The following is a 13,628-nucleotide window of genomic DNA, read 5'->3' on the forward strand; positions in this document are numbered from 1 at the left end:
CTCATTTGCATAAATGAACTCGTTGTACTCGGTTTGTTCTTTAATGGTCATGAAGCGATCATGAACTGCGTACCCTATCAATTTTTAATATGTTTTAAGTTCATGATGGTTTCATTCGAATAATCTGTTCTTTAATGGTCATTCCTGCTATCGTGATTCGAATAGTTACTTCATAAGCTTGCAAGCTCGATTGACACAAATGTCTCCTACCTCGGCGGAGTTCAAGAAATTGCTTCGCGAGTTGATTTCGGTTGTGTGAAATGTATTCATCATGATTTCAGTATGCTAATAACAAACTTAGATAAAAATGTTATATATCCAATCATATTTGCATCGCATATATAACATTTTTTTCGTTCACATTTAAATTATTGGATAACCCGGGTTGCTACACTTAATCGAACCTTTACCAGCGATCAACTTTTATTTTATAACAGAAATAATGAATAAATTATACTTGTAGTCAGTATTTTTTATCTTCAGCAAAGATAGCTGTCACTAACGAATGGCGCAGTCGAAAGGTTCAGGGTAAAATAATAAAGGTGGGATAAAATAATTTAAAGTGCCATGACTATTCATGACACTAAAAAATGGAGTACGCTCACCAACGTACTCCTATATCCACTAGGTAATAAAATATTTATCCAAAATTGGGCTGCCGCCCTAAGTCACCTTTAGAAGCCGATACTTGGGCATCGACAGGTGCATCTTCAGCCTCGAACTTTTCGACAGGAACGCGAAGACGGAATGGAATACGACCAGATAGATCGGAAGTGATATATCCGGAAATAAGAGCTTGGCGCTCACTCAAAATCCCTGCCTTGCTCAATAATCCTCGAACTCTAAAACGAACAGATGCTTCATAAGCTGTTACTGAATCAGCAGGAAATGAAATCATAATCAACTGATCTAAACTGATATGGTAACAAGAGTGATCAAGCGTTACTTCTTTGATAACGATATTACGCGTATCAAAATTAAGCCTTTCTGCAGTAAGAATCAAAGCACCATTTTTTGATCTCCCGCTTTCATGCTCAACATTTTCCATATGTTGGAAACGATACTGCGCACGTAATGTCGCACGCTCTTTAAATTGATGTGATAATCTCACTCTCTTCCTGTAATAAAGGATAGAAAAAACGAATACAATACCGAGTAAAAGATAGATATAAAACATAATAAATTGAAATAATAGCTGATAAATGCGTTTTCTTTCAAAAGATATCATGTCCTTTAAAAGAATTAGAGTAAAGATAATTATTAGCCTAGCACGATGCGATTATAGGGGGGGGACAAAGGGGGGGACATTTCATAATATATTGAAACACAATAAGTAAAGATAACAATAAATACTGATGAGAAAATTGATTATGTCTCATATTTTCCATAAATGAAACTTAATATTTACTTAAACAGATGGAAATCTCGAAAAACAAAGGACACATGTCCTAAAAAGATAAAAAGAGTTTTTAATCTTTATTTAGATTAACACAATAGGATGATGTCCAATACGACCATGGAAGTTGGGCTATAATGCGCTATAAATATCTCCTATAAGAATATTAAAAGGAAAGTAAAACTAGTCTTTGACAAGAGTCTTCATGGAAGGTACTAATCAAAAAATTAGATTTGAAGAAATGAAAAGGAAGGCTGAAATTATCCTTCTATCAGCGTCTCTACGAAAGGATGGCGTAGGTATAATTCGGCACATGCCCTGGCGTCGGAAAGTGCCTCGTGGTGATTGAGATCAATACCCAATACTTCACAACAAGCATTGAGGCGCGCAGGCTTAAAACCTTTGTTGCGATAAATCTTATAGGTACATTCCCACATCTCCGCCAATTGCAACTCATCGTATGCCAAACCATAATGAAGCATGGTTTTTCGCAAGACATTACGATCAAACAGCTCGTTGTGTGCAATCATCAATTTATTGGCCAATAGCGATTGAATGGTAGGAAAAAGTTCTTTGAACGTTGGAGAATGAGCGGTATCCCGAGCCTTGATACCATGGACACGCGTGGTCTGCCACATATATTCATTCCGTGGTGGTTGAATCAAAGAATAAAATTCATTGGTGATAATACCCGATTCAACGGTAACGATACCCACGGCACAGGCACTATTCTGATGCCCTGTTGCTGTTTCAAAATCTATCGCTGTAAATGTTAAATCTGACTTCATGCTTTGCTCCTATCCCAACAAAGGTAACAATATCCTGGTAGTTTTTAAAACATCGACAGAAAAATACGCGCGCAGCCCATCTCATAGAGCCGCCTATCAAAAAATCAGAGGTGAAATACCGCTGACAGCCCTGATTAACAAATAACAGACATTAATACCTGTATTTTTCCTTCCACTTATCGCGTAAGCTTTGTCTCAATTTATCTTCTTGCGGATTTTTACCCGGGTCGTAAAAAGTCGTTCCACTCAGTGCATCCGGTAAAAATTCTTGTATCACAAAATTACCTGGGTAAGCATGGGAATACTTATATTCTGCGCCATAGTTGAGCTGCTTCATCAATTTCGTTGGTGCATTGCGTAAATGCAGAGGGACAGATAGATCGCCTGTTTGTTTCACCACACCTATCGCTTTATTGATCGCTTCATAAGAAGCATTGCTCTTGGGTGAACTCGCTAGGTAGGTCACCGTCTGTGCTAAAATAATTCTCGACTCGGGCCAACCGATGACATTGACTGCTTGAAAACAATTATTGGCCAACAAAAGTGCATTGGGATTGGCATTGCCGATATCCTCCGACGCAGAGATCAACAAGCGCCTAGCGATAAAGGATGGATCTTCCCCTCCTTCGATCATACGTGCCAACCAATAAATGGCAGCATTGGGGTCTGAACCTCGTATGGATTTGATAAAAGCAGATATGATATCGTAATGTTGCTCGCCTGTTTTATCGTAAATGGCCATATTTTGTTGCACCTGCTTCAAGACAAAGGCATTGGTGATGGGCTCGTGATGCAGTACCGCAGCATTGCTCACCAATTCCAACACATTCAGCAATTTACGAGCATCACCTCCTGATAGCCGCAAAATAGCTTCATACTCCTCAATTTCGATGCTTTGCTCTTTCAGAAATTCATCTTCATGTAACGATCTTTCGACAAGCCCAATCAGATCTTCGTTACTGAGGTGCTCCAACACATACACTTGACAGCGCGATAAAAGTGCTGAAATGACTTCAAAAGAAGGGTTTTCGGTCGTTGCACCGATCAGTGTTACCAACCCCCGCTCGACCGCTCCTAATAGGGAGTCTTGTTGCGATTTGGAAAAACGATGGATCTCATCGATAAACAAGATCGGTTGTTCTTGCTTAAAATTCATCATCGGTTGCTCCTGATTGATATGCATCAACTTCTCCGCTTTTTCAATCACCTCCCGGATGTCTTTGACACCCGCTTGGATTGCACTTAAAGAAAAGAATGGTCTACCGAGCTCCTTGGCCATTAAAAGCGCCAAACTGGTCTTCCCAACTCCGGGAGGGCCCCATAGCAACATGGAAGGAATATTTTTCTGTTGAATAGCATGATACAAGACAGCATCGTGACCTACAATATGCTGTTGCCCAACATAATCTTCCAATTTCTTGGGACGCATGCGCTCTGCTAGTGGTATTCGTGTAGCCATAATTCAAAAGTAAGAAGATATTACCAATTGTGCATTTATTCACATTCAATTTATGTAATTCAAAAATTTGGCTATTTTTGGATAGGCGTTATTGCGTAAACAAGCAGAGGGAAAAAATGCTCATGGTTACTACTTGAAGCGCAAACACATGATTATAACAAACCGAGTGAAACAAGTTCATGTATACAGCTGAGAACTTACACTCTTAAATATTTATTTGAATGAAAAAAAACCGCATTTATATACAGGATTGGTTAGGACAACATCCCTATCAAGGAAGGTCTGATGCCGACAGTTATTATTTACAAGTAGCGAATGAAATCAACAATGCACTCAGTACATTGTGGTTTGACGAAGAAGAAACGGATGCATTGATCAGACCCGAGATTATTAAAACACTGAGTATCTATTTGACCTGCTACCTGGAAGATGTGGTATCTGGAACGAAACTTTTTGAGGCATTCCGCCTAGAGCACCAAGCGCTCTACAGTAAAATGCTACCTTATTTTGACGATCAGGAATTAACAGATTATTACTCCGAGGATATCAATCCGCAGGATGTACTGGTGCTTACCTGGTTGTTCTTTAGTGAACGTAATCCGCATCTATTTTTAGATAAGGATGGTCGCCTGATTGCATTAGTAACGGATCTGGCCTATGCGGTTTTAGAAGAGCATTATGAAGTGGCTCCTGAAAACACTCTTTTACAGCAAGAATATACTTTGCCGGCAGATGCAAACTACCTCCAGGTACGCAATTTTAGTGAAAAAGTTATTGCGACCAATTACATCACGGGGGGGTATTACTACAATAGCTTGATGCAGCATATGGACATTGCCGACCTCGGTCGTTATCAGCATGATCCCGCTTATCTGAACCAGATGACTTTTCGCGTTCGCGACAATCACTTTATTTTCTTCCGTCTGCATTTATTGGCTCTCAAATCTTGTGAGTTTGTTTCTGCTATGTTAGGAACCGCACATCCGCAATATGAAAATACACGCGCAATTGGAAACCGCATCGATAGCTTTTTCGAATATGAAAAAGTAACCCATGATCAGTTGCAGTTGAAACACCTATCAACAGGGGAATTGTTCTTGGTCAACTTAAATTCTATACAGAATTTTAAAGAACCTGCTGCTGGTCAACTTTTCTATATGGAGATCGTTCCGTGGAAGGATGCTTGGAACTTATCGGGAATGATGTCTGCTATCGAGGCTGATCAAATTGACCTCACAACTGATCCTGAAACAACACAAACTTACTTGGTGGAAGCACTCAGGGGAAAAAGAACGCAGATCGAAAAAACGGAGCAGCAGATTGCAGAAGTGAAAGCGCTATTTTCTAAAAAACACAATGACCTATTAGCCTTTATGTCGGAAGTGGACATGAATGACTATATACATGAACTGACAAATACTTATCGGGAACAAAAAGGCTTAGCTATAGTAGACAAGCAAGATAGCTCAGATGCATCGAAAGATAAGTCGGTGACTGCTTTCTATAATCCGAAATTTGGATTGGAATTTTTCGGTGGTATCGCTGAACTGTTCCCGCTTGAGCAAAATCCGTTTTTTGTGAAAAATGAAAATGAGCCCATCAACTATGCTCAAAATCTATTGCAATTGCTTGTACAAAAGTTTTTCTCGGTGGGATTGGTCGAACATTATTATGCCCTGTACGAAAAGGAAATCAATGAGCAGTTTTTCTATCCATTAGATCGCAACACTTTGGATTTTCTATTGCGATTCTATAAAAGTGAAACCTATCATAGTTTGCCGCTGTTAATGATTAAGTAGTAACGAAGTGATCAGTAACGGAGTAACGAGATAATCAGTAACGAAGTAATCAGTAACGGAGTGACGAGATAATCAGTAACGAAGTGATCAGTAACGGAGTGACGAAGTAATCAGTAACGAAGTGATCAGTAACGGAGTGACGAGGTAATCAGTAACGAAGTGATCAGTAACGGAGTGACGAGGTAATCAGTAACGAAGTGATCAGTAACGGAGTGACGAGATAATCAGTAACGAAGTGATCAGTAACAGAGTGACGAGTGACACAATAACATTTAAACAACAAAGAGCCTCGCAGGCTCTTTGTTGTTTAATGAGGTTATTTTTCAGTCTTCAATAAAGGAAAGTCTGCATTCTCCACATGTGATTGTGCAATAAGCTTACGCAGTTTCTTCCACTTTCTTGGGGTTGCTTGCAGCGAGATTGCGTTCTTCCTTAGGATCTTGCTTTAGATTAAAAAGTTCAGGGATAGGATTGCCACTTTTTACTTTCTGTAAAATCAACTTCCAATCTCCTTTTCTCACCGCTTGGCGGCCACCGTCCTCATGGAATTCCCAATAGAGGTGATCGTGTTTCTTTTGCTTTTTGACATTACCCAATAAAGTAGGGACGAAAGATAGACCGTCTGTATTCCGAGGTTTATCTGCCTGAGCAATTTCAGCAAGCGTTGGCATCACATCCCAAAATGCTCCTAGATAATCAGATGTAGTACCAGGTGCTATCTTGCCTTTCCAAAATACGATAAACGGAGTTTTTACACCGCCCTCATACAGATCACGCTTGTATCCGCGAAGACCACCACTACTATTAAAAAAATCAGGATCTGCGCCACCTTCACGATGCGCACCATTGTCACTGGTAAAGATGATCAATGTATTTTCCAATAAATCCAATTCTTTCAATTTCGCTACGATCTGTCCTACTTGTGCATCCATACGACTCACCATACTTGCATATGTAGCTCGCGGTTTAGCGACAGAAGCATACCCTGGAATGGTTGCGTTTGGGCCATAGTCGTTGCCTTTGTGTGCTTTCTCTTCAAACTTGTTGGTATACTGTTCAAAGAACTCATCATCTGGTCCCGATAACTCGGCATGTGGAAGTACAGTAGGTACATACAGGAAAAATGGTTGGTCTTTATTATCTTCAATAAATGCCAATGTTTTCTCTTGGATCAGTGCCGGAGCATACTGCCCCTTCGCTAGTAAACCGTTACCTTCTAAATGAATGCGCTCTTTATTGTGCCACAAATGGGTCGGATAATAACGGTGCGATTGGCGCTGACAGTTGTATCCATAGAATTCCTCAAATCCCTTTTGATTTGGTGAACCATAGGTGTCGACCATACCTAAACCCCATTTTCCGAATGCTCCAGTTGCATAACCTGCTTGCTGTAGCAGCATCCCCATCGTCTGTACCGAGTCTGCCAATGGCTGCTGCCCTTCCGGCTCTATTTCTTTATTGCCTCGAATTGGCGTATGTCCAGTATGCTGCCCGGTCATCAAGGCCGACCGCGAAGGTGCACAAACGGAAGTACCTGCATAAAAATTATCAAATCGGATACCTTCCTTTGCCAAAGCATCAAGGTGCTTGGTCTCGATGATTTTTTGACCATACGCACCCAGATCTCCATAACCCAAATCATCAGCCATAATCAATATGATATTGGGTCTCTTATCTTTTTTTTGCGCTAGAGTTGCACCAGACAATGCAAGGAATAGTGCAAATAATGCTGTTTTTTTCATGATACTAATTATTTGTTCATTATTTATTTTACTAAGGCTTCACGCAGCCTTAGGCGAATAGATTGACTTGTTTACCATATTTCAAGCGTATCGGATGTTGAAACATCTCCATCATGTAACATCCTGTTCAATCCGTGAAAGTAAAGAACAAAAATGAAAGCCTAAAACAGGATGAAATACAAATGCTGAGTTGCCATCAAAAAGTTACAATCTATACCTGATATGAAAGTCTAGAGACTTTAACAGTATTTTACACATATTTTACTGATATTTGCAAAACCCTCACCAACAGTAGGTATTATACATGATTAAAATGAAGTTTTGGGAAATTTCCTTTCTTAGCACAACGCTCTTACTTATATTAGGACTAACGGCCTTTTCGCAAGAATTAAACAAGGATTATACAGGTTCCATAACACAATACAACAGTAATTTTACAGGAATAGGTCCGAAAGTATATTTTCTCCCCCCTCCGAAGTCGAAGACCGAACAATTGATCGATCTATATGACAGTAACGACCGTAAGGATTTTGCAAAAAAAATAATAGCAGAACTTCGTTACAATATGCTCTTACAGGAACTGAAAAATTTCAAAAACAACGGCCCTGGACAACATTTAAAGATTCCAACGGACACAAGTGCTTGGCAAGAGCTCATTGCTCGTGCAAAGAATCAGTTTGATCATGTCTACACCTACTCCCTGCTGAATGCCGCAGGTTTAGCCGCCGTTGAACAGCATCTAACCGATCAGGGAACAGTTTATTTACAAGAAGCGATTGCGATTGCTGCCAAAGAGAAAGATCAACAGGATCTACCTACGCTCCTACACAACTTAGCTGCGGTACAACTGTATACGAAGGAGTATGAGAAAGCAGCTCACACGGCGCAAGAAATCCTGACACGATTAAATAAATCCAAAAACTACAGCGAGCAAGCAGATGCTTGGATGCAATTTGCGATGGCCAATAGCGGCATGAAAAATTACAACGTTGCAGAACCAAACATCATCCGTAAAGCAATACCGCTGTATAATAAAGCAAAGAATTTTGAAGGTAAGATAATTGCTTGGCAACAATTGGCTCAGGTATATTATGAACAGAACAAATATACGCAAGCTCAGTGGTTTCTTTTGCAAGCGCAGCAACTCGCGAAAAACAAAAATTATACGGCAGACCTGGCCGAAATCGAATATGTGCTGGCATCATCCAAACTTTTGGACAATAATATAAATATTGCTAAAAAAGAGTTTTTAACAGCGTTGATACTTGCTCGGAATGAAAAAAACAAACATCTTGAACTTGCAGTCCTAGATAAGCTTGGTGAAGTCTATATCACTTTAAAAGAATATGAAGAAGCGGAAAATACCTATCAGGATTTTTCGAACCTAAAAGCGGAATTGAAAAAAGATACCAATTAGTGTAACACTATAACCAATCGGTATCCAACACGTTGCTACCAACCTTATTCAAGGTGATATCACTTTAATATTTCTTCCAAAAACACCAGTAAATGCTTCCAAGAGCGTTGCGCGGCTAAAGGTTGGAAATCTGGGCTCTCTGGATTTGTGAAGGCATGTTTGGCATCGGCATAATAAATCATTTGCCAATCGGCATGTGCACTTTCAACTTCAGTCCTAAAGTTTGCGATCTCTTCGTTAGACACATGTGGATCAGCGGCTCCATGCAACACTAATATCTTGGTGTTTAATGGTCCATCTGGACGACTCCCCTTGCCTAGATTACCATGAATTGATATAACCCCTTGAACTTCAAGATCGCCTCTAGCGGCTTCTAAAGCGCCAGTACCTCCAAAGCAATAACCCATAACGGCTAGACGACCAGGACTTGCTCCGGCACGGACCAATTCTTCTAACGCCAGACGGATCCGCCGTTGATAAGCTTGGAAATCATTTTTATACTTCCCGGCCTGTTTCCCCGCTTCTGATGCATTGGTAGGTTTATTCCCTTCACCATAGATATCGGCGACAAAGGTCATATATCCCGACTTGCTCAATTGCGCAGCTGCTTGAGTGGCTTCATCATCAATCCCCATCCACGCCGGCAAAATCAAGACCCCAGGTGCACCTGCTCCAGCATCTGAATTCAACAAACCCGTTAATTCTTGATCGCCATCCTTGTAATTAATGGTCTTAAGTTGTCCGAAACTGCTTTCTGTGACGCAAAAACATATAATTGTCATTATTAAATTTTTCATAACATTATTATTACAGGATGAATTGGTTTCTTCCTAAAGATACTTATCTTCATTTAAATGAGTTATAATTACAACAAATTTAATTTTTATAGATTTATCAGTTAAAATATCAAATAAATTTGTTGATTTGTTGAAATTTATGAACTGAAATTCTTTAAATTTAGCTCTTTGGATTTCAAGTGCTATTTCATTGTATAAAAATGACTATTAAAATTATAGAAAATATGTTTAAAAAGCTAATATTCACCCTTTTTGTTATTTCGATTGTCTCCTGTGGTTCCAAACCACGTGTTAATCTAAGCGAAGTAGAAGGAGGTTTAAAGCCTAGCGCGCAACACGAAGTCATAGCAAAAGAAGTTGCTGGTCTCTTAGAATCGACAAGTTATAAAAAAGTACAACTGAATGATTCCATTTCAAATATTGTATTCGATAACCTAATCAAGTCTTTAGATCAAGGGAAAAACTACCTCTTGCAATCGGACATCGATGAGTTTCAGCAGTATCGCAATACCTTGGGACAAGATTTCCGTAAAGGTGATCTATCGGCTCCATTTCATATTTTCAATGTATACGCTAAACGTTATCTAGAGCGTATCCAATACGCATTAACACAAGTGGATGTTAAGCAAGATTTTACCATCGACGAATCTTATCTTCCTAGCCGTGAAAAATTAGGTTGGTTCAAAAGTGTAACTGAGGCAGATACGCAGTGGAAACATCGTGTGAAATATGATTTATTAAACTTAGAAATGACTACGGTCAATAAAACAGATAGTACAGCAAATAAGCAAAAAGAAACGCTACGTAAGCGTTATACCAACTTGATTTCTCAAGGGAAGAAAATAAATGCGAACGATGCTTTCCAATTGATGATAACAGCATTGACAGATGCTGTGGATCCGCATACATCATACTTCAACCCTTCTTTCGCTCAAGCATTCAATGAGGGCATGGCCAATACATTTGAGGGTATTGGGGCACGATTGATGATCGACAATGAAATGGTGACGATTATGGAAATCATCCCAGGAGGTCCTATTTTCAAAGATAAAAGCTTAGCTATTGATGATAAAATCATTGGTGTTGCGCAAGGTAAAGATGGCGAATTTGAAGATATCATCGGTTGGAGACTTGACGCTGCTGTTGCAAAAATAAAAGGCCCCGCTGGAACGATCGTTAGATTGAAAATATTACCTGCAGGTCAACAGATCAGTGCACATCCAAAAATTGTATCGCTGACGCGTGAAAAAATCGTATTGGCAGAAGAGTCTGCTAAAAAAGAAATCTTAAATGTAAAAGGTGCGGATGGTAAAAACTATCGCGTTGGGGTCATCAATATCCCTAAATTCTACATGGATTTTGAGGCTTACCGAAAACGCGACCCGAACTATAAAAGCACGACACGTGATGTGCGCTTATTATTAGATACCTTGAAACAAGAAAAAGTAGATGCCGTCATGATCGATCTACGCTTTAATGGTGGAGGCTCTCTGCCTGAAGCAATCGACCTAACAGGTCTGTTCATTGACAAAGGTCCAGTTGTACAGGTAAGGGATATCCGCAATGCTGTGGATGTAGAAGAAGATAAAAACGCTGGCGTTTCATGGGATGGTCCACTAGGTGTGATGATCAACCGCTTTTCTGCTTCTGCTTCTGAAATTTTTGCAGGTGCTATACAGGACTATGGTCGTGGTGTGATCTTAGGTTCGCAATCTTATGGTAAGGGCACGGTACAATCTGCTGTAGATATGGCTCGCGTGATCAGCCCTACCAGCAAATTATTGTTAAAAGCGCAAAACGAAAAAGATCCAGACACACCGAATGGTGCTCCTGAATATGGACAGATCAACATTACACTCGGTAAATTCTACCGTGTGAATGGAAGTAGTACACAGCATAAAGGTGTTAGTCCTGATGTTTCTTTCCCGACACAATACTCGGCAGAGAAATTTGGAGAAAGCTCTGAGCCTTCTGCTTTACCTTGGGACCAGATCAAATCGAGTAACTATACCAAAGTAGCGGATCTGACAGCCATCAATAAAACATTAGAGCAAGAGCATGAAGAACGCATGAAAACTTCAACGGAATACAAATTCTTATTGGAAGATATTGCTACTTTTGAAAAACGTGATGAGGAAACTAAAATACCGCTTCAACTGGATAAATTCAAAAAAGAACGTGATGACTTCCAGAAAAAGAATAGAGACCGTGTCAACGCTTTATTGAAACAAAGAGGGCTTCCATTATGGGAAGAGGGAAAACCACAACCGAAGATGGAGTTTGACTTCGTTCAGGATGAAAGTGCTAAGGTCATGACAGACCTGATCATTCAAGAAAAGAAATAAAGAATATCGGGTTATAAAACAAGAAGGGCTTATCTGTACAGATAAGCCCTTCTTGTTTTATAATCAATTGGTAAAGGATTATTTACCGTCTCCGTATCTGAAATACTTATTGATCGTGACAGGTAATTTACCCGTCGGTATGTTTTGACCTAAAATCGTTTGGGCAACTGCGCGTTGCATGAAGTCATCGTTTTGATAAGCGACAATGATCGTCTTGCTTTTCTGAACACCAGCAAATCCATCTATAGCGTATGGATTGGTGAAAAAGGTGACAATGGATTTTTTAGCTAATTTTTTGACCAATGATTTCACGGCATCGCTTGCTGCAACTTCTGGTCGAGGGCGTGATCGTGTATCGTGGATAGCAAGTATGATCTGTTTGTTCTTTTTCGCTTCCTTGATGATTGGAGTCAATTCTGCCTCAGTGGCATCAGCAGCGATGTAATACTGTGTCTCGTTGGATAAAGCTGTTGCCATTATATTTTGAAAAGTGGATGGCGCTTGAAGACCTATATTAAGAATTGCCGTTTTCTCCGAAGGCTTAAATGCCTTGATCTTTGCTGTAGATTTTAATACCGTAACGGAAGCTTCGGACAATTGATCGATCAACTGCTTGGCAGATGGTCTATTCAATTCCGCATATAAATTTTGAGGATTTACAGCTTTATACTGATCCAAACCCAACCATAACTTAGAAGCCAATACTTTTTTAACGCGTGCATCCACATCGGCCTGATTGATTCGGCCTTCTTGGATAGCTTTCAACACAAGGTCTATTGCGCGTTTGCTATTTTCAGAAACCTCCAACAGATCATGACCTGCAATGATGGCCATGACATCTGCTTCACCATTTGGGAAAAACTTTTTAACACCATTCATGTCCATCGCATCGGTAACGATCAAACCACGGAACCCCAATTGATCACGAAGGATCCCTGTTACAATAGGTTTGGAAATGGAAGATGGAATATTGGGCGTAGGATCCAAACTCGGGATATTCATATGTGCAACCATAATAGCTGGTGCACCATCTTTAATCAATGCTTTGAATGGAAACATTTCCAAATCTTCTAAACGCTCTTTTGAAAAAGTCAACTGCGGTAGGTCGTGATGCGAGTCTACATCGGTATCGCCATGTCCTGGAAAATGCTTCAACGAAGAAATAATACCGCCATCCATCATACCATCCATATAGGCTTTGGCTTTTCTAGATACATTTTCTTTATTATCACCAAAAGAACGGAATCCAATGACCGGATTTTTAGGATTGTTATTGATGTCTACTACCGGAGCAAAATTAAAGTGCATACCGATGCGGTGAAAATCCTTTGCAACTTCTTGCCCCATTTGATGGATCAACTGATCGTTTTGAATGGCACCTAAAGTCATCTGATACGGATAGGATAAGGTCGAATCTGGTAAACGCATCCCTAAGCCCCACTCGCCATCAAAAGTAATCAATAAGGGAACTTTTGAAAGCTGCTGGTAGTTATTGAACATCGCGACATGGCGCTCTGGTCCACCTTGAAAAACAACGAGTCCACCCAATTGCTCATCGTGAACCACTTGTGCTACAGAATCGATATAACGTTGACCTAAATTCGTATGTGCACGCACTAAGAACAATTGGGCTATGCGCTCTTTTGGCTTTAATGTATTGAATACCGAATCTACCCAAGTGTGTGGCGTATTGATATACTTGACAAAGTCCTTTTTGTCTTGTGCTTGTGAAAAAGAAATCGTTGATGCCAGGGTGACAACAGCTAACGCGAATTTTTTTATCATAATTTTTTGTATAAAATAGATTACTAATAACGGGTATTTTTTACACAAACAGAAACAGTTTGTGCAACAAATTTAATAAAACATGCATAAACTTGCATGA

Annotated in this window: 9 protein-coding genes; 3 read left to right on the top strand and 6 right to left on the bottom strand. The window is 39.8% G+C overall.

Going from position 1 to position 13,628, the window contains the following annotated elements; translation table 11 throughout:
* Positions 1-640: 640 nt before the first annotated feature.
* The 3 genes from ACFX5U_RS21110 to ACFX5U_RS21120 all read right to left on the bottom strand — a co-directional run bounded on the left by ACFX5U_RS21110 (position 641) and on the right by ACFX5U_RS21120 (position 3,643).
* Positions 641-1,111 (bottom strand): hypothetical protein, encoded by a 471-nt coding sequence (locus ACFX5U_RS21110; protein ID WP_400262047.1) that lies wholly within the window; start codon positions 1,109-1,111, stop codon positions 641-643.
* Between the two features lie 545 nt (positions 1,112-1,656).
* The gene (locus ACFX5U_RS21115; RefSeq protein ID WP_400262048.1) at positions 1,657-2,184 is read right to left on the bottom strand and encodes a 3'-5' exonuclease; all 528 of its coding nucleotides are present in this window, start codon (positions 2,182-2,184) and stop codon (positions 1,657-1,659) included.
* A 151-nt stretch (positions 2,185-2,335) separates the two neighbouring features.
* A complete protein-coding gene (locus ACFX5U_RS21120; protein ID WP_400262049.1) occupies positions 2,336-3,643 on the bottom strand; it encodes a replication-associated recombination protein A in 1,308 nt (435 codons plus the stop codon).
* Between the two features lie 221 nt (positions 3,644-3,864).
* Here ACFX5U_RS21120 and ACFX5U_RS21125 point away from each other — a divergent pair, with 221 nt between their 5' ends.
* Positions 3,865-5,442, top strand: a complete 1,578-nt coding sequence (locus tag ACFX5U_RS21125; RefSeq protein ID WP_400262050.1) for a DUF3843 family protein — start codon at positions 3,865-3,867, stop codon at positions 5,440-5,442.
* A gap of 377 nt (positions 5,443-5,819) precedes the next feature.
* Here ACFX5U_RS21125 and ACFX5U_RS21130 read toward each other — a convergent pair whose 3' ends face one another.
* Positions 5,820-7,184: an arylsulfatase gene (locus ACFX5U_RS21130; RefSeq protein WP_400262051.1), complete on the bottom strand. Its 1,365-nt coding sequence runs from the start codon at positions 7,182-7,184 to the stop codon at positions 5,820-5,822.
* Between the two features lie 313 nt (positions 7,185-7,497).
* On the opposite strand from ACFX5U_RS21130, the gene ACFX5U_RS21135 reads away from it, so the two are divergent.
* Positions 7,498-8,601, top strand: coding sequence for a tetratricopeptide repeat protein (locus ACFX5U_RS21135; protein ID WP_400262052.1), 1,104 nt, complete (start codon positions 7,498-7,500; stop codon positions 8,599-8,601).
* 59 nt (positions 8,602-8,660) lie between these two features.
* Here ACFX5U_RS21135 and ACFX5U_RS21140 read toward each other — a convergent pair whose 3' ends face one another.
* Positions 8,661-9,398: a dienelactone hydrolase family protein gene (locus tag ACFX5U_RS21140; protein WP_400262053.1), complete on the bottom strand. Its 738-nt coding sequence runs from the start codon at positions 9,396-9,398 to the stop codon at positions 8,661-8,663.
* 224 nt (positions 9,399-9,622) lie between these two features.
* Between ACFX5U_RS21140 and ACFX5U_RS21145 the strand changes: the two genes are divergently transcribed.
* Entirely contained in the window at positions 9,623-11,743 is a 2,121-nt protein-coding gene (locus tag ACFX5U_RS21145; RefSeq protein ID WP_400262054.1) for a carboxy terminal-processing peptidase, read from the top strand.
* A gap of 78 nt (positions 11,744-11,821) precedes the next feature.
* On the opposite strand, the gene ACFX5U_RS21150 is transcribed toward ACFX5U_RS21145, so the two are convergent.
* Positions 11,822-13,528, bottom strand: a complete 1,707-nt coding sequence (locus tag ACFX5U_RS21150; protein WP_400262055.1) for a glycoside hydrolase family 3 N-terminal domain-containing protein — start codon at positions 13,526-13,528, stop codon at positions 11,822-11,824.
* Positions 13,529-13,628: the final 100 nt, after the last annotated feature.

The sequence above is a fragment of the Sphingobacterium sp. SG20118 genome (genome assembly GCF_044740685.1).
Classification (GTDB): domain Bacteria; phylum Bacteroidota; class Bacteroidia; order Sphingobacteriales; family Sphingobacteriaceae; genus Sphingobacterium.

What these genes read in the sequence shown, in the direction of transcription:
- ACFX5U_RS21150 (WP_400262055.1), bottom strand. Translation starts at nt 13,528, where the DNA reads ATGATAAAAAAATTCGCGTTAGCTGTTGTCACCCTGGCATCAACGATT.
- ACFX5U_RS21140 (WP_400262053.1), bottom strand. Translation starts at nt 9,398, where the DNA reads ATGAAAAATTTAATAATGACAATTATATGTTTTTGCGTCACAGAAAGC.
- ACFX5U_RS21135 (WP_400262052.1), top strand. Translation starts at nt 7,498, where the DNA reads ATGAAGTTTTGGGAAATTTCCTTTCTTAGCACAACGCTCTTACTTATA.
- ACFX5U_RS21120 (WP_400262049.1), bottom strand. Translation starts at nt 3,643, where the DNA reads ATGGCTACACGAATACCACTAGCAGAGCGCATGCGTCCCAAGAAATTG.
- ACFX5U_RS21115 (WP_400262048.1), bottom strand. Translation starts at nt 2,184, where the DNA reads ATGAAGTCAGATTTAACATTTACAGCGATAGATTTTGAAACAGCAACA.
- ACFX5U_RS21130 (WP_400262051.1), bottom strand. Translation starts at nt 7,184, where the DNA reads ATGAAAAAAACAGCATTATTTGCACTATTCCTTGCATTGTCTGGTGCA.
- ACFX5U_RS21145 (WP_400262054.1), top strand. Translation starts at nt 9,623, where the DNA reads ATGTTTAAAAAGCTAATATTCACCCTTTTTGTTATTTCGATTGTCTCC.
- ACFX5U_RS21125 (WP_400262050.1), top strand. Translation starts at nt 3,865, where the DNA reads ATGAAAAAAAACCGCATTTATATACAGGATTGGTTAGGACAACATCCC.